This window comes from Streptomyces sp. NPDC059010, from assembly GCF_042740355.1.
In the GTDB taxonomy this organism is placed as follows: domain Bacteria; phylum Actinomycetota; class Actinomycetes; order Streptomycetales; family Streptomycetaceae; genus Streptomyces.
Window position 1 is genome coordinate 84,577 of sequence record NZ_JBHYJA010000026.1, and the last position, 22,829, is coordinate 107,405.

A 22,829-nucleotide genomic window follows, 5' to 3' on the forward strand; every position below is an offset into this window, starting at 1 on the left:
GTGGGTGTGGTGGTTCAGTTTTCCGTGGGCGTCCCCATTTTGTTTGCCGTCTGGGTGGGTGGGGTGGTGGCCCCCTTGCTGCTGGTATAATCACGGTTCTCAGGACCGGCGCTTCTCGAATTCGTTGAACTTGTCGATCAGGCCCTGGGCCGTGTTGTCGTGCGAGTCGATGTTGTGGACCTCTTCTCCGAAGGCGGCGGCCTCTTCGGTGCGGGGGAACATGGCCTGCTCGTACTCGGTGAGCGCGGCCTCGATGTCGCCGGGGTGGGCGGCGAGGGACTTGCCGAGTTCGGCGCCGTCGAGCATGGCCAGATTGGCGCCCTCGCCGTTCGGGACCGCGAGGTGGGCGGCGTCGCCGAGCAGGGTCACGCCCGGCACCCGGTCCCAACGGAGCCCGGTCGGCAGGGCGTGGTGGGAGCGCAGTACCGGCGCGGTGTCGGTCTCGGTGATCAGCGCGGTGAGCTCCGGTGCCCAGCCGTCGAACTCCGCCGCGATCCGCGCGGTCGCCTCGACGGGGTCGGTGAAGTCGATGTCGGCGAACCAGTCCAGCGGCTTGGACAGCCCCACGTAGGCGTGCAGGGTGTCGCCGCTCTCCCGGTGGGCGAAGATCTCCGCACCCGGTGAGGGCGCGATCAGCATCCCGCCGCCGACCGCCTTCGCGGTGGCCGGGTGCCGGGTGTCCGCCTCGAACAGGTAGGTCTCGACGAACGACATGCCGGCGTACTCGGGTATGGCGGTGGTGAGCAGCGGCCGGACCCGTGACCACGCGCCGTCCGCGCCGACCAGCAGGTCGGTGACGACGGTGCCGCCGTCGGCGAACGTCACCTCGTGGTGGCCCTCGCCGAGGGCACGGGTGCCAGTGACCTTGTGTCCCCAGCGGACGGTGCCGTCCGGGAGCGAGTCGAGCAGGATCTGTCGCAGCTCACCGCGCGGCGCCTCGGGGCGTCCGCCCGTGCCGTCGTCGGCCTTGTCGAGCAGCACGGTTCCGTCCGGGTCCAGGACCCGCATCGCCTGCCGGCCCTCCAGGACGATGGCCTGGAACTCGTCCATCAGGTCGGCCGCCTTGAGCGCGAGCTGGCCGTTGTAGTCGTGGATGTCGAGCAGCCCGCCCTGCGCACGCGCCGACGGGGACGACTCGGCCTCGTAGACCGTGGACGGGATGCCGTGGATGTGCAGGACGCGGGCCAGGGTGAGGCCGCCGAGTCCGGCGCCGATGATCGTGACGGGGGTGGGTGCGGGGTTGTGGCTGGTCATGGTGGCTCCTCGGGGTCGGGGCCGACCGTGAGCTCCGGCGAGCTCCGGTGGCCGTCTCGTCTCCGAAAGTGCCGGGCCCCGCCGACAAGCCACTGACACCGGCCCGACAGCCGCCGACAGACGACTGACGGCCCCGACAGATGACCGACAGCCCCCAGCAGCCCCCGGCAACACTCGACACCCCCCGGCAGCCCTCGACACCTCCCGGCAGCTCGCCCCGCCCCCGCCCCGCCTCCCTCTGATCTGCACCCGCCCTGCCCAGGCGGTACCTTCATCGTCAGCCGATGAGGAGAGTCAACGTGAGCAAGTTCGTGCGGCCAGCGGCCGAAGGTGCCGACCCCTTCGGTACGGCCCGTCTGCGTCGCGGGGTCCTGGACGCCTGGGCCACCAGTCCCGCCCGGTTCCGTGAGGACGCCAACGCCGAGGAGGATCTCGTCCTCGGCGGGTACCGGGACCGGCTCGTGGTCGAGCTCGCTCAGAACGCCGCCGACGCCGCAGCCAGGGCGAACGTCACCGGGCGGCTCCGGCTCACCCTGCGCGACGGGGTGCTCGTCGCCGCCAACACCGGTGCCCCGCTGGACGCGGGCGGCGTCGAGTCGCTGTCCACCCTGCGCGCCTCCGCCAAGCGCGACAACACCGCCTCCGTGGGCCGCTTCGGCGTCGGGTTCGCCGCCGTTCTCGCCGTCACCGACGAGCCCGCCGTGGTCGGGCGGCACGGTGGCGTGCGGTGGTCCCTCGCCGAGGGCCGGGAGCTGGCCGGCAACACCGCGCGGCACAGCCCGGGGCTCGGCGACGAGATCCGGCGGCGCGACGGACATGTGCCGCTGCTGCGGCTGCCGTTCGCCGCCGAGGGCACCGCTCCGGATCCGTACGACACCGCCGTCATCCTGCCGTTGCGCGACACGCCCGCCGCGGACCTCGCCGAGCGGCTGCTGCAGGCCGTGGACGACGCGCTGCTCCTCGCCCTGCCCGGCCTGGAGGAGGTCGTGGTCGAGGTCGGCGACGACGCGCCGCGCACGCTGCGCCGCCGGGTCGACGGCGCCTTCACGGTCGTGGAGGACTCCCGGGGCGGCGTCACCCACTGGCGTACGGCCGCCGCCCACGGCCCCCTCACGCCCGACCTCCTCGCCGACCGCCCGGTCGAGGAGCGGCTGCGCCCCCACTGGTCGCTGACCTGGGCCGTGCCCGTCAACGCCGCCGACAGCACCCCGGCCCGGCCCCGCACCGCCCCCGTCCTGCACGCGCCGACGCCGAGCGACGAAGCCCTCGGCGTCCCGGCTCTCCTCATCGCCTCCTTCCCCCTCGACACCGCCCGCCGCCACGCCGCGCCCGGCCCGCTGACCGACTTCCTGGTGCAGCGGGCGGCGGACGCGTACGCCGAACTGCTCGCCCACTGGCGTCCGGTGAGCGACGGCATCATCGGGCTCGTGCCCGGCCCGCTCGGCAAGGGCGAACTGGACGGGGCCCTGCGCCAGGCGATCCTCGACCGGCTGCCCCGTACCTCGTTTCTCCCGCCGGCTCATTCGGCCTTCCCGCAGCCCGCCGGAGAGCTGGGCGAGCACGACTCCGAGCTGCCCGAGTCGCTGCGGCCGCGTGACGCCGAGGTGGTCGAGGGCGCCGGGGCCGACACGGTGCGGGTGCTGGCCGAGGTGCTGCCCACGCTGCTGCCCGCCGGGCTGGAACGGCGCGTGGAGCTGCGCACCCTGGGTGTCGCCCGCGTCCCGCTCACCGACGCCGTCGACCGTCTCGCCGGGCTGGAGAAGGCGCCGGGCTGGTGGCGTCGGCTTTACGACAGCCTCGCCGGGGTCGACCCGGACCGGCTGTCGGGGCTGCCGGTGCCGCTGGCCGACGGGCGGACGAGCATCGGGCCTCGTCAGATCCTGCTGCCCACCTCCGACGGCGCCCCCGTCGACCCCGAGGTCCTCGCCCGCCTCGGCCTCAAGGTCGCCCACCCCGACGCCGCGCACCCGCTCCTGGAGAAGCTCGGCGCCCTGCCGGCCACACCCCGCGCCGTCCTCACCACGCCCCAGGTGCGGGCCGCCGTCGCCGCCTCCCTGGACGACGACGGCGGCGTGAACTGGGAGGAGGACGCCCCCGACGCCGAGGAGCTCGCCGACACCGTGCTCGCGCTCGTGCGGGACGCGGGCCTGGAGCCCGGTGACGAGCCGTGGCTCGGTGCCCTCGCGCTGCCCGACGAGGAGGGGGAACCGGCACCGGCCGGTGAGCTCGTCTTCCCCGGAAGCTCCTTCCACCAGGTCATGCGGGACGGTGAACTGGCCGCCGTGGACGGTGAGTTGGCCGACAAGTGGGGCGAGGGACCGCTCGCCGCTTGTGGCGTCCTCGCCAACTTCGCGCTCGTCCGCGCCACCGACGTCGTCCTCGACCCGGACGAACTGGAGCCCCGCGAAGGGGACTTCGCCGAGCCCGACGACGCCGGTCTGCTGGACGCCGTGGACGTCTGGAGCGAGGACATCCTCGACCGCTTCCCGGACACGCCCGTACCGCCGGTCGCCACCGAGCTCATCGCCGTACGCGATCTGGACCTGGTGGACGAAGACAAGTGGCCGCAGGCCCTCGCGCTGCTCGCCCAGCCGCCGCTGCGGGACGCGCTCACCCAGCAGGTTCGGGTCCTGCTCCCGGACGGCACACACGAGGTCGTGCGGCCGTACACGGCCTGGTGGCTGCGCGGGAACCCGGTGCTGGACGGCCGCCGCCCGGCGGGTCTGCTGGCCTCCGGTGGCGACCCGCTCCTGCGCGGCCTGTACGACGAGGCCGACGCGACCGGCTTCGACGACGAGCAGGTGCTGCGGGCGCTGGGCGTGCGGACGTCCGTCGCCGCGCTGCTGGACGAGCCGGGCGGCGCCGCCGAGCTGCTGGACCGCCTGGCCGACCCGGAGCGGGAGGTGTCCGCCGCCCAACTGCACGCCCTGTACGGCGCCCTCGCCGAACTCGACCCCGAGCAGGTGACCCTGCCGGACGAGCTGCGGGCCGTCATCGACGGCCGGGTCGAGGTCGTGGACGCGGCGGACGCCGTGGTCGTGGACTCCCCTGACCTGCTGCCCTTCACGGAGGGCGTGCCGCTGCTGCCGGTGCGGCCCGCGCGCGCCGCCGAGCTGGCCGAACTGTTCCAGGTGCGGCGGCTGAGCGAGTCCGTCACCGGGGACGTCGACTCCGAGGGCACCGAGCACGACGTACCGGAGCCGGTGCGGGTGCTGCTGGGGGCGCGGACGCCCGAGTCGTACGTCGAGCACGAGGAGCTCGTCGTGGACGGCGTGGAGATCGACTGGCGGCTGACGAACGACGGTGTGCTGCACGCGTCCACCCTGGAGGGCGTGGCCGCCGGGCTGGCCTGGGCGGCGGGGCAGTGGCCGCGGCGGTTCGAGGTGGCGGCGCTGCTGGAGGATCCGTCGCGGACGGCGGAGCTGGCGCGGGACCGGTGGTTCGACTGAAACCTCCCCGGTAACTCCCGCACAAATTTTTCACGGACCGTACAACCATTCGCATGGGCCGCGAATCTGATCAGTGAGTCAACAGACTCCCTGATCACTTGTGGGGAAAATACATGCGCATGCGTGCCACCCTCGGCGTCCTGACCGGCGCCCTGGCTCTCTCCGTCGTCGCCGTTCCGGCCGCGCAGGCCGACGAGATCCACGGCGACACGGCGATCTCGAACGTCGTGGTGAACGGTGGCAAGGCGGCGGTCGTCGGGGCGACCGCGAAGAAGACCATCACCGTCTCCTTCACCGTCAAGGACGCCTCGGGCGTCGACTGGGCCCAGGCGATCCTGTACCACGGTGCGGACATCGACAGCTCCGACTCCGGCGCCGTGGCCAACAGCAGCGACGGCCGTGCCACCTGCACGGTGGTCAACGCCACGACGTCGAACTGCAAGTCCACCTTCGACCTGGAGCCGGCGGCCAACCTGATCAACAGCGTGGCCGGCAGCTGGAAGGTCTGGGCGATCGCGGCGGGCAACGACGCCGACTACGTCCAGAAGGACAACGCCAAGACCTTCCAGGTCCAGCGTCTGTCGAAGCTGACGGTCAACGCCTCGCCGGAGCCGGTGAAGAAGGGCAAGACCATCACGGTCACCGGCAAGCTGACCCGCGCCAACTGGGACCGCGGCACCTACAACGGCTACTCCACCCAGCCGGTGAAGCTGCAGTTCCGCAAGAAGGGCAGCACCACCTACAGCACGGTCAAGACCATCAAGACCAACTCCACCGGCGACCTGAAGACGACGGTCACCGCGTCGGTCGACGGCTACTTCCGCTACTCCTTCGCGGGCACCTCGACCACCCCGGCGGTCAACGCCACGGGTGACTTCATCGACGTGCAGTAAGGACGAGCAGCAAGGACGTGCAGTAAGCAGGTCCCGCTTTTCCGCGCCGCCCGGTCCCGGTTCTCTCCGGGGCCGGGCGGTTCGCTCCCCCTTCCTCCTTCTCCCTCCTTCTCCAGGGGAACAACACATGCGCATACGAGTCACCGTGGCCGCCGTCTCCGGCGCCCTGGCCCTGTCCGCTCTCGCCGTGCCGGCCGCGCAGGCCGCCGACGACGCCGTGAGCCGCGCGGACGTCGCGAAGATCCGTGAGGCCGCGCACGCCGCGCAGGCCGCCTCCGGCAGGAGCGCCCTCAGCACCGCAGCCGCCGCCGCGGAGGACCAGCCGTACGCCCTGGACGTCGCCTACTCCAACTTCAAGATCGCCAAGGCGGTCAAGGTCGGCACGACCAACCACGTCTCCACCAAGGTGACGTACACGATGACCCACGGTGCGGACGTCGACGTCACCGCCGAGGACTTCTACAGCGACCCGTACATCTACAAGGGCGCCTTCGACACTCCGGACAACGTGCTGTTCGGCATCGACTACGGCACCTGCACACCGGCCTCGGCGACCACGGCCAACTGCACCGGCACGATCGACGTGTACCCGGGCGACGGTGAGCTCATCAACTCCGACGCCGGCGGCTGGAAGGCCGGGGCGATGGCCATCGCGTTCAACGGCCAGGACCCGAACGCCGAGACCTTCGACATCACCAAGGTCGGGTTCGCCGACAAGGGCGACCTCGCCACCACGCTGGTCCAGCGCTACTCCAAGCTGACGGTGAACGCCTCGCCGGAGCCGGTGAAGAAGGGCAAGACCATCACGGTCACCGGCAAGCTCTCCCGGGCCAACTGGGAGGACAACAAGTACCACGGCTATGTCGGCCAGCCGGTGAAGCTGCAGTTCCGCAAGAAGGGCAGCACCACCTACAGCACGGTCAAGACCATCAAGACGAACTCGACCGGTGAGCTGAAGACGACGGTCACGGCCTCCGTGGACGGCTACTTCCGCTACACCTTCGCGGGCACGACCACGACCCCGGCGGCCACCGCCACGGGTGACTTCGTCGACGTGCAGTAGGCAGTAAGCAGTAGGTAGTACGGCAGGCGCACTGCGGGCTGCGTCATGAACTCCTCGGCCTCCACCGGGAGTTCGTGACGCAGCTCACTTAATTTCCCCGGCTCCGGCACAACCCGGAACCCCGCGCCGCGCATCTGATCACATGGGCCAACAGGTCCCACGATCACCCGGGCCCCGACGCGACCGCCAGTGCAGCGAGCGATGACCAGCGGGGCCCCTTTCCGTATCAGGGGAACGCATGCGCAACAGAGCCACCGTGGCCGCCGTCTCCGCTCTCTCCGGCGCCCTGGCCCTCTCCGCCTTCGCCGTGCCTGCCGCGCAGGCCGACGACTCCGCCGTCTCCTACCGCGCGGCCGTCGCGAAGGTCCGCCAGGCCGCGCAGGCCGAGTCCGGCCGGGCCGCGGCCGCGGAGGACCAGCCGTACGCCCTGGACGTCTCCTTCTCCAACTTCAAGATCGCCAAGGCGGTCAAGGTCGGCACGACCAACCACGTCTCCACCACGGTGACGTACACGATGACCCACGGCGCCGACGTCAAGATCACCGCCGCGGACTTCATCACCGACCCGATCATCTACCGGGGTTCCTCCACCGCACCGGACAACATGCTCTACGGCAACAAGCCGGCCAAGTGCACCGCGACCTCGGCGACCACCGCCGACTGCAAGGGCACCATCGACGTCTACCCGGGCTCCCACGAGCTCATCAACACCGACGCCGGGACCTGGAGGGCCGCCGCGGAGGCCACCGCCTTCAACGGCCAGAAGCCCGGCGGCGACGAGCCCTTCGACATCACCAAGGTCGGCTACAAGAAGCAGGACGGCCTCGCCACCACGCTGGTCCAGCGCTACTCCAAGCTGACGGTCAACGCCGCGCCGGAGCCGGTCAAGAAGGGCAAGCCCATCACGGTCACCGGCAAGCTCTCCCGCGCCAACTGGGACCGCGGCACCTACAACGGCTACGTCAGCCAGCCCGTGAACCTGCAGTTCCGCAAGAAGGACAGCAACACCTACACCACGGTCAAGACCATCAAGACCAACGCCACGGGCGAGCTGAAGACCACGGTCACCGCCTCCGTGGACGGCTACTTCCGCTACACCTTCGCGGGCACGACCACGACCCCGGCGGCCACCGCCACGGGCGACTTCATCGACGTCCAGTAGGCAACGCCCTCGGCTACGCCGGGAAGCGGCGGTCCACCCATCTCCAGGTGAGCTCCAGGGTGGCCGCCGCTCCCACCGAGATTCCCACCGCGATCCACGGCATCGTCACCCCCACCAACCGCAGGGCGAAGAACTCCTGCAGCCAGGGGACGACCAGGACCAGCAGGAAGCCGAGGCCCATCGCGGCCACCAGGGCCAGGCGCCACCAGGTGTAGGGGCGGGCGATGATCGCCAGGACCCACATGGAGATCAGGAAGAGCGTCAGGGTGGCGACGCTCGTCTCGGCGTCCAACGCGCCCTCGCCCGTGTAGTAGTGACGGGCGATCAGGTAGGTCCCGAAGGTCGCCACCGCGGCCACCAGTCCGCCCGGGATCGCGTACCGCATGACCCGCCGTACGAAATGGGGTTTCGCGCGCTCCTTGTTGGGCGCGAGGGCCAGGAAGAAGGCGGGGACGCCGATGGTGAGCGTGGACAGGAGGGTGAGGTGGCGGGGGAGGAAGGGGTACTCCACCTGCCAGCACACCACCAGCAGCGCGAGCAGCACCGAGTAGACCGTCTTGACCAGGAACAGCGTCGCCACCCGCGTGATGTTGCCGATGACCCTGCGGCCCTCGGCGACCACCGACGGCAGCGTCGCGAAGCTGTTGTTCAGCAGCACGATCTGCGCGACGGCCCGGGTCGCCTCCGACCCCGAGCCCATCGCCACCCCGATGTCGGCGTCCTTGAGGGCGAGGACGTCGTTCACACCGTCCCCCGTCATCGCGACGGTGTGCCCGTGGGACTGCAGCGCGCCCACCATGTCCCGCTTCTGCTGCGGGGTGACCCGCCCGAACACCGTGCCGTCGTCCAGCGCCGTCGCCATCCCGTCCACGTCGCGGGGGAGCCGGCGCGCATCGACCGTCGTACCGGTCAGGCCCAGCTTGTTCGCCACCGCGCCGACCGACACCGCGTTGTCCCCGGAGATCACCTTGGCCCGGACGTTCTGCTCGGCGAAGTAGCGCAGGGTGTCGGCGGCGTCGGGCCGCAGCCGTTGTTCCAGTACGACGAGGGCGGCCGGCTCGGCTCCCTCGGCGACCTCGGGATCGTCCAGGTCGCGGCGGGCCCGGGCAAGCAGCAGCACCCGTAGGCCCTGCTCGTTGAGGCGATCGGTTTCGGCCAGGGCGGCATCATCAGCGGACAGGAGTACGTCGGGGGCGCCGAGCAGCCAGGTGCCGGTCTCGCCGTTGCCCTCGCTGAAGGTGGCGCCGCTGTACTTGCGGGCGGAGGAAAAGGGCAGCGACTCGGTGCAGCGCCAGTCCTCGGCGTCGTCCGGGTAGGCGTCGATCACGGCCTGGAGGGAGGCGTTCGGGCGGGGGTCGGAATCGCCGAGGGCGCCGAGCACTTTTCGTACGTAGTCCTCGTCGCTGCCGCCCAGGGGCCGCAGCTCGGTGACGTCCATGCCGCCCTCGGTGAGGGTGCCGGTCTTGTCCAGGCAGACCGTGTCGACGCGGGCGAGGCCCTCGATGGCGGGGAGTTCCTGCACCAGGCACTGCTTGCGGCCGAGCCGGATGACACCGATCGCGAAGGCGACGGAGGTGAGGAGCACCAGCCCCTCCGGGACCATGGGCACGATCCCGCCGACGGTCCGGGCGATCGAGTCGTCCAGGTCCTTGTTCTTCACGAACAGCTGGGTGACGATCAGGCCGATCGCGGCCGGGATCATCATCCATGTCACGTACTTGAGGATGGTGGAGATGCCGGAGCGCAGCTCGGAGTGGACGAGGGTGAAGCGGGACGCCTCCTCGGCGAGCTGCACGGCGTAGGCCTCGCGGCCGACCTTGGTGGCCTGGAAGGCGCCGCCGCCCGCGACCACGAAACTGCCGGACAGCACCTGGTCGCCGGGCCGTTTGACGACCGGATCGGCCTCGCCGGTGAGCAGTGACTCGTCGATCTCCAGCCCGTCGGCCTCGACGCACACCCCGTCCACGACGGCCTTGTCGCCCGGCCCGATCTCTATCAGGTCGTCCAGCACGATCTCGGACGTACTGACCTCGCCGGTGGTCCCGTCCCGCCGCACCGTGGGCCGCGCCTCGCCGATCACCGCGAGCGAGTCGAGGGTCTGCTTCGCCCGCCACTCCTGGATGATCCCGATGCCGGTGTTGGCGAGGATCACAAAGCCGAACAGGCTGTCCTGGATCGGCGCGACGAACAGCATGACCAGCCAGAGCACGCCGATGATCGCGTTGAACCGGGTGAACACGTTGGCGCGGACGATCTCGGCCATCGACCGGCTGCTGCGCACCGGTACGTCGTTGACCTGCCCCCGCGCGACCCGCTCGGCCACCTCTGCCGCGGTGAGCCCGCCCTTCGCCACCGGGACGGGCACGGGATGCACAGAGCTGTCCACTTCGGCGCCCGCGTCGGTATGCGTCATGCAATCGACGGTACGTGCGGATTTACGGCTTCACCCGTTGAGTGGGCGGAAGTTCCGACTTGGGGAGGACCGGTGTCGTGCCGTGGTCGTGCCCTGGTTGTAGGGCGCGGCACCTCAGGACGACTGGGGCTCGCCCGCGGTCTCCCGGGGCTCCGCGGCGTCGGCCGCCGCGCGCTTGAGTGCCGCGTCGCGCCTGCGGACGTACCAGATGCCGATGAGGCCGAGGCCGGCGCCGGCCAGGCAGGTCCACACCCACCAGGTGGCGTCGCGGTCGGCGAACCAGCCGTAGAACGGCAGCTGCACGAGGAAGAGGACGAACCAGATGATCGTGCCGCCGACGATGGTCGCGACCACGGGCCCTTCCAGGGGCTCCGGCGCCTCGTGCTTGGGGGTTCCCGAAAAGAATGCGGCCATGGGGGACAGCTTACGAGGCGAACGGAACCATGCGGATCTACGCGCGGAGATGGCCGATCCCGGCTTCATATGTTCATACTGAAACGGTTTATGTCTGACCACTTCTCATCGTAGGAAACAACAAAAGCATGCCCGCCCACGGCACACTCGACCGCTTCTTCAAGATCTCCGAACGCGGGGGCACCCTGTCCCGCGAAATCCGCGGCGGTTTCGCCACCTTCTTCGCGATGGCGTACATCATCGTGCTGAACCCGATCATCCTCGGTAGCGCGAAGGACATCTACGGCCATCAGCTGGACAACGGACAGCTGGTCACCGCGACGGCCCTGACAGCGGCGTTCACCACCCTGCTGATGGGCGTCATCGGCAACGTACCGATCGCGCTCGCCGCCGGTCTCGGCGTGAACTCGGTCGTCGCCCTCCAGCTGGCACCCCGTATGTCCTGGCCGGACGCCATGGGCATGGTCGTGCTGGCCGGCTTCGTGGTCATGCTGCTCGTCGCCACCGGACTGCGCGAGCGCGTCATGAACGCCGTGCCCTACAGCCTGCGCAAGGCCATCTCCATCGGTATCGGCCTGTTCATCATGCTGATCGGCCTCGTCGACTCCGGCTTCGTCTCCCGCATCCCGGACGCGGCCCACACGACGGTCCCGCTCCAGCTCGGCGCCGACGGTCACCTCGACGGCTGGCCGGTCCTGGTCTTCATCCTGGGGGCGCTGCTCACCCTCGCGCTGATCGTCCGCAAGGTCTCCGGCGCGATCCTCATCTCGATCGTGACGATGACCGTGCTCGCCGTCGTCATCGAGGCGGTCGCGAACGTACCGTCCTGGGGCCTGACGACCCCGAAGTGGCCCGGCAACCCGGTAGCCAGCCCCGACTTCGGGCTGATCGGCCAGTTCAGCCTCTTCGGCGGCTTCGACAAGGTCGGCGCGCTGACCGGCACGCTCTTCGTCTTCACGGTCCTGCTCTCCTGCTTCTTCGACGCCATGGGCACGATCATGGGCGTCAGCGACGAGGCGAAGCTGACCGACGCCCAGGGGCAGATGCCGGGCATCAACAAGGTCCTGTTCGTGGACGGCGTCGCGGTCGCCGCGGGTGGTGCCAGCTCCTCCTCGGCCACCACGGCCTTCGTGGAGTCCACGGCCGGCGTCGGCGAGGGCGCCCGCACGGGCTTCGCGAACGTCGTCACCGGTGCCCTCTTCGGTGTCGCGCTGTTCCTGACGCCCATCGCCACCATGGTCCCGTCGCAGGCGGCCACCCCGGCCCTGCTCGCGGTCGGCTTCCTGATCCTCGCGAACTCCGTCAAGGAGATCGACTGGGCCGACTACACGATCGCGATCCCGGCCTTCGTGACGATGGTGATGATGCCGTTCACCTACTCGATCACCAACGGCATCGGCATGGGCTTCATCACCTTCGCGGTGCTGCGCCTGGCCGCCGGGCGGGGGCGTGAGGTGCCGGTCGCGATGTACGTCGTGGCGGCGGTCTTCGCCTTCTACTACCTGATGCCGGCGCTGGGGCTGACGTAGGCCCGTTCACCTGGGCCGACTCACGTGCGCCCGTAGAACTTGTCGGTCTCGTCGACGGCGGACTGGAACCGTTCGTCGAAGTCATCGCGGATGAGCGTCCGGACGACATAGTCCTGGACGCTCATTCCTCTTTTCGCCGCATGCTCCTTGAGTCGTTCGAGCAGCTCGTGGTCTATCCGCAGGCTGAGCACGCTGGTCCCCATGGACACGAGGGTTGCCGCACGCGACGGTGCGGCGGGTCACGTTCCGCCACCGGATCACCCGGATGAGTGATAGTGCGCCGGGTGGTCTTTAGTCAGAGTAATGAGTTACGCTAAAGAACATGTCGGACCTTACCCATGGCGACGACGCTGCCGCCGTGAACTCTCTGCGCTCCGCCGTGATGCGGCTGTCGCGTCGGCTCAAGCACCAGCGGGTCGACGAGTCACTGAGCCCCACCGAGATGTCGGTGCTGGGCACCCTCTCCCTCTGCGGCAAGGCCACCCCCGGTGAGCTCGCCCGCAAGGAGCACGTCCAGCCGCCGTCGATGACCCGCATCGTGGCCCTGCTGGAGGCCAAGGGACTGGTCCGGCTGGAGCCGCACCCCGAGGACCGGCGCCAGAAGGTCGTCACGAAGACCGAGCAGGCCGAGGCGATGCTCGAAGAGAGCCGCCGCAAGCGCAACGCCTTCCTGGCCACCCTGGTCGAGGGCCTCGACGAGGACGAGTGGGCGAAACTGCGTGCCGCCGCCCCCGTGCTGGAGAAGCTCGCACATCTGTAAGCAACAGCCACTAGGAGGCGAACCCTTTTGAGTACGGGATCCGGAGCAGCTTCCGCCCCCGCACCAGACACCGACTACTCCCCGCCCGCCCCCGAGCCCCGCAAGTCCTCGATGTTCAGCTCGCTCAAGGTCAGGAACTACCGCCTCTTCTTCCTCGGCCAGGTCGTCTCCAACACCGGCACCTGGATGCAGCGCATCGCCCAGGACTGGCTGGTGCTCAGCCTCACCGGCTCCGCCACCGCCGTCGGCATCACGACGGCCCTGCAGTTCCTGCCGATGCTGCTCCTCGGCCTCTACGGCGGCGTCCTCGTGGACCGGCTGCCCAAGCGCCGTACGCTCCTCGTGACGCAGACCTCGATGGCGCTCACCGGTGTCGCGCTCGCCGTCCTCACCCTCACCGGACAGGTCCAGGTCTGGCACGTCTACCTCGCGGCCCTCGCGGTGGGCCTCGCCACGGTCGTGGACAACCCGGCCCGCCAGACCTTCGTCTCCGAGATGGTCGGCCCGGACCAGCTGCAGAACGCCGTCAGCCTGAACTCCGCGAACTTCCAGTCGGCCCGGCTGGTCGGCCCCGCCGTCGCCGGCCTGATGATCACCGGTGTCGGCACCGGCTGGGCGTTCCTCGCCAACGGACTGTCCTTCGTCGCGCCCATCACCGGACTGCTGCTGATGCGGGCGCGTGAGCTGTACGCCGTCGAGCGCGCCCCGCGCGGCAAGGGCCAGCTGCGGGAGGGGCTGCGCTATGTCGCGGGGCGCCAGGAGCTGATCTGGCCCATCGTCCTCGCCGGGTTCGTCAGCACCTTCGGCTTCAACTTCCCCGTCTATCTGTCCGCCTTCGCCGACGACGTCTTCCACGCGGGCGCGGGTTCCTACAGCCTCTTCAACACGCTCATGGCGGTCGGCTCCCTGACGGGCGCGCTGCTCGCGGCCCGGCGCGGTACGGCCCGGATGCGGGTGCTGGTCGCGGGGGCGGTGGCCTTCGGCACGATGGAGATCGTGGCCGCGCTCGCCCCCTCCCTGTGGCTGTTCGCCCTGCTCATGGTCCCGATCGGCATCTTCGGCATGACGGTGAACGTCACCGCCAACAGCAGCGTCCAGATGGCCACCGACCCCGTCATGCGGGGCCGTGTGATGGCCCTGTACATGATGGTCTTCATGGGCGGCGCACCGCTGGGCGCGCCGATCGCCGGCTGGATCACGGACGCGTACGGCGTCCGGGCGGGCCTGGCGGCGGGCGGTGCCGTCACCGCCGCCGCGGCCCTCACCGTCGCCCTGGTGCTGGCCCGCATCGGCGGCCTGCGGCTGTCGGTCGGCTGGCATCGCGGCCATCCGCAGGTGCGGTTCGTGCCCCGGCAGCGGCAGGAGGAGCAGTTGGCGACGGCGGCCTGAGCGCACGCCGTCGCCGACGGCCCGGAGGTCTCCGGCGGTCAGACCCTCCGGGCCAGCACCTGCCCCGGCCAGTCGTCCGTTCCCGTGTAGGTCTCGGTGCGGACGAAGCCGTTGCCCTCGTAGTAGCGGACGAGCTTGCCGTCGCCGCCCGCGTAGCAGTCCACCCGCAGCAGGGAGACGCCCGCCCGCCGGGTCACCTCGGCGGCGTGCGCGAGCAGGGCGCTGCCCGCGCCGTACCCCTTGAAGCGGCGGTCGGAGGCGAGCCAGTGGATGTAGCGCTCGGGCTCGCCGGGCGGCGGGAGGTGGGCCAGGTAGGCGCCGGGCGAGTCGGTGAGGGTGAGGGTGGCGGCCGGTACGCCGTCGACCTCGGCGATGAAGGCCTCGCCCTCGTCCAGGTACCGGGTGACCGACTCCACCGTCCTCGGGCTCTGCGACAGCGGCTTCGTCCCCCACTGCCCGGTACGCCCCTGCGCGACCAGCCACTCCACGCCGCTGTCGAGCATGCCGAGTATCACGGGGACGTCGTCGGGTCCGCCTTCTCTGATGCTGATCCTGCTCCCGTTGTCCATGCCCCCATGATCTCTTTTCTCCTGCCCTGGCCTCACGTGATTTCCCGCTGCCGGAATGCCGGACCACCGGACGAAGGAGCGCTCGCCGGACGCCCCTTTCCCTGGAAGGCTGGCGTCCATGAGACTCTTCGCCGCCGTGCTGCCTCCGGAGGACGTGACGGGCGAACTCGCCGCCGAGGTCGAGAAGTTGCGCGGGCTGCCCGGCACGGACCGGCTGCGCTGGACCGGCCGCCCCGGCTGGCACTTCACGCTCGCCTTCTACGGCGAGGTCGACGACGACCTCGTACCCGATCTGTCGGCCCGCCTGGAGCGCGCCGCGCACCGCACCCCGTCCTTCCGGCTGGGGCTCAGCGGCGGCGGCCAGTTCGGGCGCGGACGAGCGCTGTGGGTGGGCGCGGAGGGGGACCTGGAGACCCTCGGACTGCTGGCGGACCGCGGCGAGGCGGCGGCGCGCAAGGCCGGGGTGGAGATGGGGGAGCACCGCCGCTACAAGCCCCATCTGACGGTGGCGAGGAGCCGGGCGGCGGTGGACGTACGGCCGTATCTCGCGGCCCTCGAAGAGTTCACCAGCCGTACCTGGACGGTGGACGAGCTGGTGCTGGTGCGCAGCAACCTGCCGCGGTCCGGGGTGGCGGGCGAGCAGCCCCGGTACGAGGCGGTCGGCCGCTGGCCGCTCGGAGGGGCCGGTTAGGCTCGGTCCCGTGGACCCGAAAACCCGGAACCGGATCATGGCCGGTGCGCTTGTGCTGATGTTCGTGCTGGTGGCGCTCGCCGCGGCGCTTGGCAGGTAGGCGCGCCGTCGGCAGGGCCGGGGAACTGCGGGCTCTTGTCCGGCTGCGGGCCGGTGGGGGCTTGTCGCGCAGTTCCCCGCGCCCCTTAGGGAGTGCGGTGACCGCCTCCTACCAGGCGAACGCCTCCGGCGACGGACCCGGCCCCGGGAAGATCTCGTCGAGCCCTGCCAGCAACTCCTCGCTCAGCTCCAGCTCGGACGCCCGCAGTGCGGACTCCAGCTGCTGGGCCGTGCGCGGGCCGACGATCGGGCCGGTCACGCCCGGGCGGGTGAGCAGCCAGGCCAGGGCGGCCTCGCCGGGCTCCAGTCCGTGCTTGTCGAGCAGGTCCTCGTACGCCTGGATCTTCGCCCGTACGGCCGGGTCGGCGAGGGACTCCGCGGCCCGCCCGGAGCTGCGCCGGCCGCCCTCGACCTCCTTCTTGATGACGCCGCCGAGTAGTCCGCCGTGCAGCGGCGACCACGGGATCACGCCGAGGCCGTACTCCTGCGCGGCCGGGATGACCTCCATCTCGGCGCGGCGCTCGTAGAGGTTGTAGAGGCACTGCTCGCTGACGAGGCCGATGGTGCCGCCGCGCCGGGCGGCGATCTCGTTGGCCTGGGCGATCTTGTATCCGGGGAAGTTGGACGACCCGACGTAGAGGATCTTCCCCTGCTGGACCAGCACGTCGACGGCCTGCCAGATCTCCTCGAACGGGGTGTCCCGGTCGATGTGATGGAACTGGTAGACGTCGATGTAGTCGGTCTGCAGCCGCTTCAGCGAGGCATCGACGGCCCGCCGGATGTTCACGGCCGACAGCTTGTCGTGGTTGGGCCACGCCGCGCCGTCCGCGGCCATGTTGGCGTACACCTTGGTGGCGAGGACGACCTTGTCGCGCCGCTCACCGCCCTTGGTGAACCAGTTGCCGATGATGCTTTCGGTACGGCCCTTGTTCTCGCCCCAGCCGTACACGTTCGCCGTGTCGAAGTAGTTGATGCCCGCGTCCAGCGCCGCGTCCATGATCGCGTGACTGTCCGCTTCGTCTGTCTGCGGACCGAAGTTCATGGTGCCGAGGACGAGTCGGCTGACCTTGAGTCCCGTGCGTCCGAGCTGCGTGTACTTCATGGCTTGAACGCTAGCTGTGTGGAGTGCGCTCTAGGCAAGGGGTCTTGGCCGGTGTTGACACTAACTGAGGGATAGTGCTTTCCTTCGGGAAGTGTGACCTTGAACTTTCAATGTTTTTGGAGAGTGTCATGCCCCCCACCACGTCAGTTCGCCGTGCCCTCGTGGCCGTCCTCGCCTCCGCCGCCGTCCTGGGCACCGCCGCCGTACCGGCGGTCGCGGCGCCGCACACCGCTTCCGCGCGGCATGCCGGTTACGGCGATGCCGCCCGCTTCGGGTACCAGAAGGCCGTTGCCGAGCGCGTCCTCAAGGGCGTTTTCGAGCAGGGCGACACCGAGGTCGTCGACCGCTACGTCCGCCCCGACTACATCCAGCACAACCCGCTCGCGCCGGACGGGGCGGAGACGCTGAAGAACCTGGGTGTCTCGGTCCACCGGCAGTTCCCGGACTTCCGGTACGACATCAAGCGGGTCATCTCCGAGGGCGACCTCGTGCTGGTGCACTCCAACGTCGTCGCGACGCCGGGTGCGCGGGGCCAGGCCGTGTTCGACATCTTCCGTTTCCAGGGCGGGCGGATCGCCGAGCACTGGGACGTGGGGCAGGACGTTCCCGCGACCTCGGCCAACGGCAACGACATGTTCTCGACGGAGAGTTGGCCGCGCACCGGGCGGCCGGGGCCGGCGTGGCTGACGGCGTACAACAAGCAGCTGGTCACGAAGGCCTTCGACCAGTTGCTGGTCCGCAAGGACCTGTCCGCGATCGACCGGTACTGGGGTCCCGAGTACCACCAGCACAACCCGTCGATCGCGGACGGCGTGGCGGGCGTGAAGGCCGGGCTGGGCGGGTTCTTCGAGGCGTTCCCGCAGCTGAAGGTCGTGCCGAAGCGGGTCATCGCCGAGGGTGACCTGGTCGCCGTGCACAGCCACTACGTGAACGCGCCGGGGGAGCGGGGGCAGGCCATCGTGGATCTGTTCCGGGTGCGGGCCGGGAAGATCGTGGAGCACTGGGACGTGATCCAGGATGTGCCGGCCACGTCCGCGAACGACAACACGATGTTCTAGACGGCAGGCCCCCGCCCCCTCCGCTCAGCCGAGGTGGCGGGCGAAGAACCGTACTGCGCTGTCCAGTTCGTAGGCCGGGAGCTCCGCGTGTCTGCCGGGGTTGGCGTGCAGGGTCTTCTCGGCCGAGGCCAGCGCGTCGAACAGCGCCAAGCCCTGGGCGCGGGGCACCCGTTCGTCGTCCCACTGCACCAGGAACTCCACCGGGACGGTGATCCGCGCGGCGGCCTCGGCCGACGGCCCGAGTGCCCCGCCCAGGCCCAGTACGGCGGCGCGCACCCGGGGTTCGGCGGCGACGAAGGGAAGGCCGAGTCCACAGCCGAGGGACACGCCCCAGTAGCCGACGGGCCCGGGGCCGACGTACTCGACCTCCTGGACCGCGTCCAGAACCGCCCGCCACTCCGGGACGGTCCGGCGGGCCACGAGTGCCTGGAAGTCGGCGATCAGCGGGGCCAGTTCCGCCCCGGCGGCCACGCGGGCCTGGTTTTCGGTGGCGATCCGGTCGTACTCCTCGTGGACCGGCCGGTCGCCGTGGCCGGGTACGTCGACCGCCACTACGGCGAAACCGCACTCGGCCACGAAGCGGTGGGCGCGGGCCACGATGTCGGGAGCCTTTTTATGGTGACCGCCGCCGTGCCCCATCAGGATCAGGGGCCGGGTACCCGTGGCGCCTTCCGGGGTCCACAGCACGCCGGGGATGCCGTCGGGGATGTCGCCGGGAATGTCGGTGGGGGTCTCACCGAGGGTGAAGAGCTGTTCGTCGACGCCGTCCGACGACGTCACAACAGAGGTGAAGCGCATAGCGTTTCGAGCCTTTCGGGGTGCCTGCTGCGGGCACTCCCCAGGCCATGCGGGAGAGGGAGGCCCGACCGGTCGCTGCGTTGATCGGTCTCACCTCCTCGGTTCGTCACGGTGCACGGCGACGGCGAATCTAGCACCGAGCCGTGTTCCGCTCAGTCGCGGGGGAAGCCGTCGGTCTTGAGGACGAGGTCGACCACCGTGCCGGTGAGGTCGATGTCGGTGCCGAAGTCGACCGACGTCCGCATGGCGTAGTCGCCGTCCTTGGGGTGGGTGTAGACGTAGCACCGTCCCTTATAGGGGTCGGCGATGACGTAGACGGGGACCTCGGCCACTGCGTAGGCAGCCTTCTTCGGTCCGTAGTCGTTGGCGGCAGTGCCCCGGGAGATGACCTCGGCGACGAACTCGACGTCCTGGTGACGCCAATGGCCCCTGCCGTCCTTCTCCGCCGAGTCCTTGAGCATGGCGATGTCCGGGCAGAAGCCGTTCTCGTGGCCCGGGAAGTCGATGCGGACGTTGGAGAACACCATGACGTCCCTCCCGAACCTGTCCTCCAGGGCCCGCGCGATACGCTGGATGACTCCCCAGTGGGTGTCCCGCTGTGGCGTCATGTGGACGTTGCCCCCGACGATCTCGACCCTGAATCCTTCGGGGACGGGCATCCGCTCAAGGCGCTCGAACCACTCGTCCAGGCGCTCTGTGTTCGCGTCGGCCATCTTGATCCTGTCTTCAAGGAGGGTCATCGTGGCGCTCCTCCCCGGCTGCCTAGCGGACAAGTGCGGCCGCGCAGCACAACGAGACGCACAGTGACCGCGACACGGAGAGGAAGCTCACACGGGGATCAGAGCTGCGCGTAGGGCTCGCCCAGGTCCCACGCCTGGTACATCGCCTCCGCGAACGCCTCCGCGATCTTGTGCTCGCCGCTGGCGTTCGGGTGTGTGCCGTCGTACGTGTCGAGATTGATGTCGTACGACGGGGGAGGGGAGGTCAGGAGGAGAGGGGAGCGGGGCTCGTCCAGATCGGCGACCGTCTTCGCCAGCAGCTCGTTGAAGCGGGTCACCTGGGCCCCGAAGGGCTCGTCGGACTCGGCGCGGACGTTCGGGATCACCGGCAGGACCACGATCCGTATCCGGGGGTTCGCCGACCGCGCCTCGGCCACGAAGTCGCGGACGTTCTCCGCCGTCTGCTCGGCGTTCGTGTAGAAGCCCAGGTCGATCAGGCCCAGCGAGACCAGCAGCACATCGGCCCGGCACGACCGCACCGCCTCGCCGATCAGCGGCGCCATGTGCAGCCAGCCCTCGCCCCAGCCGGCCAGGTGGGCGCGGGGGAAGGCGGGGTCGGGGTCGGCGTACTCGTACGACGTGGGCGCGTCCATCGCCTTGTCGTAGAGCGTCTCGCGCGGGCCGACGAGGGCGAAGGGGCCGCCGTATGTCTCACGCAGGTGCTGCCACATGCGGTAGCGCCATGTGTGTTCGCCGGCGCTGCCGATGGTCTGGGAGTCGCCGACGGGCATGAACCTGAGCATCCGCTCATGATGGACGATGCCTACGGATCGGTAGTGGCGGGAGGGGTGTGAAGCCTGACACGCCGCCCGAACGGTCGGAGCGGATGGCAGGCTTGAGGTCATGCGTCGACCGCTCGCCATACTCGCCGGGGTCCTGATCACCGGTGCCCTCACCCTGCCCGCCTCCGCCGCCGACGGGAACGAGGACTTCACGATCAAGGACCCGCGGATCACCGAGTCCAGCGGCCTCGCCGCCTCCCGCCGGCACCCGGGCATCTACTGGACCCACAACGACCAGGACGAGGGCGCCTTCCTCTACGCCGTCGACAGCAGCACCGGCGAGACCGTCGCGACGATCACCATGACCGGCGTGGGCACCCCGCGTGACGTCGAGGCGATCTCCATGGGGCCGGACAACCAGCTCTACGTCGGTGACATCGGTGACAACGACGGTGTCGAGTGGCCCTATGTGTGGGTCTACAAGCTGCCCGAGCCCAAGACGCTCAAGGACCAGTCCGTCCGCGCCACGCAGTACGTCGTGAAGTACTCCGACGGGACACGTGACGCCGAGTCGCTCGTCGTGCACCCCAAGACCGGGCGCGTCTACATCATCGACAAGCAGGAGGACGGCGGACACCTCTACGAGGGCCCGGCCGAGCTCTCCCCGTCCGGCACGAACGTCTTCAAGCCCGCCGCCCCCGTCGACCTCTGGGCCACCGACGCCGCCTTCTCCCCGGACGGCCGAACCCTCGCCGTACGCGGCTACTTCGGCGGCATCGCGTACGACTGGAACGGCGGCAAACCCAAACGGCTGGAGCGCATCAGCGTGCCCCTCGGGCAGGGGGAGTCCATCAGCTACTCGCCCGACGGGACCAAGATCATGCTCGGGAGCGAGGGGGCCGGCAGCGCCGTGGTGGCGAAGGACGCCCCCGAGGGCACCGGATCCTCCGACTCGTCCTCCGGCAGCGGGAGTTCGGCCTCCTCGGACGACGGGGGCGGCGGCCGGAGCGGGGACATCAAGGTCGGCGCCGTCGCGGTGGCCGTCGCCTGCGCCGTCGTCTTCGGGCTGCGGAGGCTGCTGCGACGGCGGTGAACGGGGGGAACGGGGTTAGTGGCTGGTAATGGCGCCGAGGCCGATCCGCGGTGCCGGGCTCTTGCCGAACAGGCCGGTGTCTCCGGGCTGTTGGAGAAGGAACCGAAGATCATGGTGGGTGGATGAAGCGCGTTCTGGAGTGGGTGTGCGGGGTCCTCCTCGCCCTCGTCATGGCCTTCTGGTGCGTCACCGCGACCGCCGACCTCGCCCTGTCCGCCGGGCTGTACGGCACTCCGGGCACGTACAAGGTGGAGAGCTGCTACGACACCAACCCGTCCGGCAAGAACTCCAGTTACGACTGCGACGGGGACTTCACGCCCGAGGGCGGCACCGCCCCCGACGCCGAGTACGTGGAGCTCAGCGACACGGGGCACGACTACCCGGACGGCACCGAGTTCGACGCCCGGCAGGGGATCGAGCCGGACACGGTCCAGCGGGCCGGGTTCTGGGGCGTCGTGGGCGAGCTCTGGCAGGTCGCGGTGGGTGTGACGGTGCTCGCGGTTCTCGGCTACCAGGCGATCAAGCCGCGTGGCCAGGCCGCCAGACGCGAGGACCATCGCCGGGAGCCCTCGCGCCGCCGGCGGATGGCCGACCGTGTGGGCTACGCCGTCCTGGTCGCCGTCCCCGTGGGCATCCTGAGCTGGATCGCCATGCTCGCGGAGCCGACGCCCTAGGCCTGTCCAAGGACAGGCCTAGGGCAGGCCCTGGCCGCCCAGGTCCCTCGCTGTCCCCGTCATCCCCGTCATCCCTCGCGCCCGGCGACGAAGACCTCCAGTCCGTCCAGGATCCTCTGCAACCCGAACTCGAAGTGGTCGAAGTCGGGGCCCCAGGTGTTCTCGTCGAGGGAGGCCATGAGGGGGTAGCGCCCGGAGGACAGGACCTTCTCCAGCATCGGCGTCTGTGCCTGCCAGAACTCCGTGTCCGTCAGCCCCGTCCGGCGCTCCGCCTCCTGGTGGTACAGCCGGGTGCGCGCGGCCCCGACGACGTAACCGTCGATCATGATGACCGCCGAGACCAGCTCGGGGTCGGACAGGCCCATCGGCTTGATGCGGGCGAGCACCTTCTCCATGCCGTCCATGGCGCTGGGGCCCAGGATCGGGCGGGACTGGTTGACCTGGAGCAGCCAGGGGTGGCGCTGATAGAGCGCGAGGGTCGCACGGCCCATCGCCTCCAGCGCCGAGCGCCAGGTGCCGTCGCCGAGGTCGGCCGGGTTCTCGGAGGGGCGCTGGACGCGGTCCAGCATCAGATCGAGCAGCTCGGCCTTGCCGGGGACGTAGCGGTACAACGACATCGTGCCGGTGCCCAGTTCGGCGGCGACCCGGCGCATGGACACCGACTCCAGACCCTCGGCGTCCGCGACCCGGACGGCGGCTTCCACGATCTGGTCCAGGGTCAGCGTCGGCTTGGGCCCCCGGCTGGGCCGTCGGCCCGTCTCCCACAGCAGCTCCATGGTGCGCACGATGTCGCCGCTGCCGCTGGTCTCCGTGGAGCCGGTGCCGCTGCCGGTACCGCCTTTGCCGCTCGTCATGAAGTTCAGCTTAAGTCCTGCCGAAAAAACTGAGTACGGTGTACGCGCAATCGGGTACGGTGTA

General features: G+C 70.1%; 21 protein-coding genes. 11 read left to right on the plus strand and 10 right to left on the minus strand.

Going from position 1 to position 22,829, the window contains the following annotated elements; genetic code table 11:
• Positions 1-99: 99 nt before the first annotated feature.
• A complete protein-coding gene (locus ACFWYS_RS27060; RefSeq protein ID WP_384774050.1) occupies positions 100-1,254 on the minus strand; it encodes an FAD-dependent oxidoreductase in 1,155 nt (384 codons plus the stop codon).
• A gap of 284 nt (positions 1,255-1,538) precedes the next feature.
• On the opposite strand from ACFWYS_RS27060, the gene ACFWYS_RS27065 reads away from it, so the two are divergent.
• The 4 genes from ACFWYS_RS27065 to ACFWYS_RS27080 all read left to right on the plus strand — a co-directional run bounded on the left by ACFWYS_RS27065 (position 1,539) and on the right by ACFWYS_RS27080 (position 7,821).
• Complete coding sequence (locus ACFWYS_RS27065; RefSeq protein WP_384774053.1) at positions 1,539-4,703, plus strand: sacsin N-terminal ATP-binding-like domain-containing protein; 3,165 nt, start codon at positions 1,539-1,541, stop codon at positions 4,701-4,703.
• Between the two features lie 113 nt (positions 4,704-4,816).
• Positions 4,817-5,596 carry a calcium-binding protein gene (locus ACFWYS_RS27070; protein WP_272118890.1) on the plus strand — a complete coding sequence of 260 codons (780 nt, stop codon included), beginning with the start codon at positions 4,817-4,819 and terminating at the stop codon, positions 5,594-5,596.
• A 127-nt stretch (positions 5,597-5,723) separates the two neighbouring features.
• Positions 5,724-6,659 carry a hypothetical protein gene (locus ACFWYS_RS27075; RefSeq protein WP_384774056.1) on the plus strand — a complete coding sequence of 312 codons (936 nt, stop codon included), beginning with the start codon at positions 5,724-5,726 and terminating at the stop codon, positions 6,657-6,659.
• 238 nt (positions 6,660-6,897) lie between these two features.
• Positions 6,898-7,821 (plus strand): hypothetical protein, encoded by a 924-nt coding sequence (locus ACFWYS_RS27080; protein WP_384774058.1) that lies wholly within the window; start codon positions 6,898-6,900, stop codon positions 7,819-7,821.
• Positions 7,822-7,834: 13 nt separating this feature from the next.
• Here ACFWYS_RS27080 and ACFWYS_RS27085 read toward each other — a convergent pair whose 3' ends face one another.
• Complete coding sequence (locus tag ACFWYS_RS27085; protein ID WP_384774061.1) at positions 7,835-10,234, minus strand: cation-translocating P-type ATPase; 2,400 nt, start codon at positions 10,232-10,234, stop codon at positions 7,835-7,837.
• A 114-nt stretch (positions 10,235-10,348) separates the two neighbouring features.
• Positions 10,349-10,648, minus strand: a complete 300-nt coding sequence (locus tag ACFWYS_RS27090; RefSeq protein ID WP_384774064.1) for a DUF2530 domain-containing protein — start codon at positions 10,646-10,648, stop codon at positions 10,349-10,351.
• Positions 10,649-10,776: 128 nt separating this feature from the next.
• Here ACFWYS_RS27090 and ACFWYS_RS27095 point away from each other — a divergent pair, with 128 nt between their 5' ends.
• Entirely contained in the window at positions 10,777-12,177 is a 1,401-nt protein-coding gene (locus ACFWYS_RS27095; RefSeq protein ID WP_384774067.1) for an NCS2 family permease, read from the plus strand.
• A 20-nt stretch (positions 12,178-12,197) separates the two neighbouring features.
• Here ACFWYS_RS27095 and ACFWYS_RS27100 read toward each other — a convergent pair whose 3' ends face one another.
• Positions 12,198-12,380, minus strand: a complete 183-nt coding sequence (locus ACFWYS_RS27100) for a ribbon-helix-helix protein, CopG family (RefSeq protein ID WP_384774070.1) — start codon at positions 12,378-12,380, stop codon at positions 12,198-12,200.
• 119 nt (positions 12,381-12,499) lie between these two features.
• On the opposite strand from ACFWYS_RS27100, the gene ACFWYS_RS27105 reads away from it, so the two are divergent.
• Positions 12,500-12,937 (plus strand): MarR family winged helix-turn-helix transcriptional regulator, encoded by a 438-nt coding sequence (locus ACFWYS_RS27105; RefSeq protein ID WP_062703619.1) that lies wholly within the window; start codon positions 12,500-12,502, stop codon positions 12,935-12,937.
• Positions 12,938-12,964: 27 nt separating this feature from the next.
• Positions 12,965-14,326: an MFS transporter gene (locus ACFWYS_RS27110; protein WP_384774073.1), complete on the plus strand. Its 1,362-nt coding sequence runs from the start codon at positions 12,965-12,967 to the stop codon at positions 14,324-14,326.
• 38 nt (positions 14,327-14,364) lie between these two features.
• Here the strand turns inward: ACFWYS_RS27110 and ACFWYS_RS27115 are convergent, their stop codons facing one another.
• On the minus strand, positions 14,365-14,895 hold the full coding sequence (locus ACFWYS_RS27115) for a GNAT family N-acetyltransferase (protein ID WP_384774076.1): 531 nt from the start codon (positions 14,893-14,895) through the stop codon (positions 14,365-14,367).
• Positions 14,896-15,013: 118 nt separating this feature from the next.
• On the opposite strand from ACFWYS_RS27115, the gene thpR reads away from it, so the two are divergent.
• Positions 15,014-15,586, plus strand: a complete 573-nt coding sequence (gene thpR / locus ACFWYS_RS27120; protein WP_384774079.1) for an RNA 2',3'-cyclic phosphodiesterase — start codon at positions 15,014-15,016, stop codon at positions 15,584-15,586.
• Between the two features lie 208 nt (positions 15,587-15,794).
• Here thpR and ACFWYS_RS27125 read toward each other — a convergent pair whose 3' ends face one another.
• Complete coding sequence (locus ACFWYS_RS27125) at positions 15,795-16,787, minus strand: aldo/keto reductase (RefSeq protein ID WP_384774082.1); 993 nt, start codon at positions 16,785-16,787, stop codon at positions 15,795-15,797.
• Between the two features lie 128 nt (positions 16,788-16,915).
• Between ACFWYS_RS27125 and ACFWYS_RS27130 the strand changes: the two genes are divergently transcribed.
• Complete coding sequence (locus ACFWYS_RS27130; RefSeq protein ID WP_384774085.1) at positions 16,916-17,845, plus strand: nuclear transport factor 2 family protein; 930 nt, start codon at positions 16,916-16,918, stop codon at positions 17,843-17,845.
• A 24-nt stretch (positions 17,846-17,869) separates the two neighbouring features.
• Here the strand turns inward: ACFWYS_RS27130 and ACFWYS_RS27135 are convergent, their stop codons facing one another.
• The 3 genes from ACFWYS_RS27135 to ACFWYS_RS27145 form a co-directional block, all read right to left on the minus strand.
• On the minus strand, positions 17,870-18,643 hold the full coding sequence (locus tag ACFWYS_RS27135) for a dienelactone hydrolase family protein (protein WP_384774088.1): 774 nt from the start codon (positions 18,641-18,643) through the stop codon (positions 17,870-17,872).
• Between the two features lie 152 nt (positions 18,644-18,795).
• Positions 18,796-19,383 carry a Uma2 family endonuclease gene (locus ACFWYS_RS27140; RefSeq protein WP_384774091.1) on the minus strand — a complete coding sequence of 196 codons (588 nt, stop codon included), beginning with the start codon at positions 19,381-19,383 and terminating at the stop codon, positions 18,796-18,798.
• Between the two features lie 98 nt (positions 19,384-19,481).
• The gene (locus ACFWYS_RS27145) at positions 19,482-20,165 is read right to left on the minus strand and encodes an SGNH/GDSL hydrolase family protein (protein ID WP_384774094.1); all 684 of its coding nucleotides are present in this window, start codon (positions 20,163-20,165) and stop codon (positions 19,482-19,484) included.
• A gap of 100 nt (positions 20,166-20,265) precedes the next feature.
• Here ACFWYS_RS27145 and ACFWYS_RS27150 point away from each other — a divergent pair, with 100 nt between their 5' ends.
• Together ACFWYS_RS27150 and ACFWYS_RS27155 are read left to right on the plus strand one after the other, a co-directional pair.
• Complete coding sequence (locus tag ACFWYS_RS27150; RefSeq protein ID WP_384774097.1) at positions 20,266-21,237, plus strand: WD40 repeat domain-containing protein; 972 nt, start codon at positions 20,266-20,268, stop codon at positions 21,235-21,237.
• A gap of 122 nt (positions 21,238-21,359) precedes the next feature.
• Positions 21,360-21,911: a hypothetical protein gene (locus ACFWYS_RS27155; RefSeq protein WP_384774099.1), complete on the plus strand. Its 552-nt coding sequence runs from the start codon at positions 21,360-21,362 to the stop codon at positions 21,909-21,911.
• A gap of 68 nt (positions 21,912-21,979) precedes the next feature.
• Here ACFWYS_RS27155 and ACFWYS_RS27160 read toward each other — a convergent pair whose 3' ends face one another.
• On the minus strand, positions 21,980-22,765 hold the full coding sequence (locus ACFWYS_RS27160) for a TetR/AcrR family transcriptional regulator (RefSeq protein WP_384774102.1): 786 nt from the start codon (positions 22,763-22,765) through the stop codon (positions 21,980-21,982).
• Positions 22,766-22,829 lie beyond the last annotated feature (64 nt).

What these genes read in the sequence shown, in the direction of transcription:
- ACFWYS_RS27125 (WP_384774082.1), bottom strand. Translation starts at nt 16,787, where the DNA reads ATGAAGTACACGCAGCTCGGACGCACGGGACTCAAGGTCAGCCGACTC.
- ACFWYS_RS27075 (WP_384774056.1), top strand. Translation starts at nt 5,724, where the DNA reads ATGCGCATACGAGTCACCGTGGCCGCCGTCTCCGGCGCCCTGGCCCTG.
- thpR (WP_384774079.1), top strand. Translation starts at nt 15,014, where the DNA reads ATGAGACTCTTCGCCGCCGTGCTGCCTCCGGAGGACGTGACGGGCGAA.
- ACFWYS_RS27140 (WP_384774091.1), bottom strand. Translation starts at nt 19,383, where the DNA reads ATGACCCTCCTTGAAGACAGGATCAAGATGGCCGACGCGAACACAGAG.
- ACFWYS_RS27095 (WP_384774067.1), top strand. Translation starts at nt 10,777, where the DNA reads ATGCCCGCCCACGGCACACTCGACCGCTTCTTCAAGATCTCCGAACGC.
- ACFWYS_RS27085 (WP_384774061.1), bottom strand. Translation starts at nt 10,234, where the DNA reads ATGACGCATACCGACGCGGGCGCCGAAGTGGACAGCTCTGTGCATCCC.
- ACFWYS_RS27115 (WP_384774076.1), bottom strand. Translation starts at nt 14,895, where the DNA reads ATGGACAACGGGAGCAGGATCAGCATCAGAGAAGGCGGACCCGACGAC.
- ACFWYS_RS27090 (WP_384774064.1), bottom strand. Translation starts at nt 10,648, where the DNA reads ATGGCCGCATTCTTTTCGGGAACCCCCAAGCACGAGGCGCCGGAGCCC.
- ACFWYS_RS27145 (WP_384774094.1), bottom strand. Translation starts at nt 20,165, where the DNA reads ATGCTCAGGTTCATGCCCGTCGGCGACTCCCAGACCATCGGCAGCGCC.
- ACFWYS_RS27100 (WP_384774070.1), bottom strand. Translation starts at nt 12,380, where the DNA reads ATGGGGACCAGCGTGCTCAGCCTGCGGATAGACCACGAGCTGCTCGAA.
- ACFWYS_RS27070 (WP_272118890.1), top strand. Translation starts at nt 4,817, where the DNA reads ATGCGCATGCGTGCCACCCTCGGCGTCCTGACCGGCGCCCTGGCTCTC.
- ACFWYS_RS27130 (WP_384774085.1), top strand. Translation starts at nt 16,916, where the DNA reads ATGCCCCCCACCACGTCAGTTCGCCGTGCCCTCGTGGCCGTCCTCGCC.
- ACFWYS_RS27160 (WP_384774102.1), bottom strand. Translation starts at nt 22,765, where the DNA reads ATGACGAGCGGCAAAGGCGGTACCGGCAGCGGCACCGGCTCCACGGAG.
- ACFWYS_RS27060 (WP_384774050.1), bottom strand. Translation starts at nt 1,254, where the DNA reads ATGACCAGCCACAACCCCGCACCCACCCCCGTCACGATCATCGGCGCC.
- ACFWYS_RS27150 (WP_384774097.1), top strand. Translation starts at nt 20,266, where the DNA reads ATGCGTCGACCGCTCGCCATACTCGCCGGGGTCCTGATCACCGGTGCC.
- ACFWYS_RS27080 (WP_384774058.1), top strand. Translation starts at nt 6,898, where the DNA reads ATGCGCAACAGAGCCACCGTGGCCGCCGTCTCCGCTCTCTCCGGCGCC.
- ACFWYS_RS27135 (WP_384774088.1), bottom strand. Translation starts at nt 18,643, where the DNA reads ATGCGCTTCACCTCTGTTGTGACGTCGTCGGACGGCGTCGACGAACAG.
- ACFWYS_RS27155 (WP_384774099.1), top strand. Translation starts at nt 21,360, where the DNA reads ATGAAGCGCGTTCTGGAGTGGGTGTGCGGGGTCCTCCTCGCCCTCGTC.
- ACFWYS_RS27065 (WP_384774053.1), top strand. Translation starts at nt 1,539, where the DNA reads ATGAGGAGAGTCAACGTGAGCAAGTTCGTGCGGCCAGCGGCCGAAGGT.
- ACFWYS_RS27105 (WP_062703619.1), top strand. Translation starts at nt 12,500, where the DNA reads ATGTCGGACCTTACCCATGGCGACGACGCTGCCGCCGTGAACTCTCTG.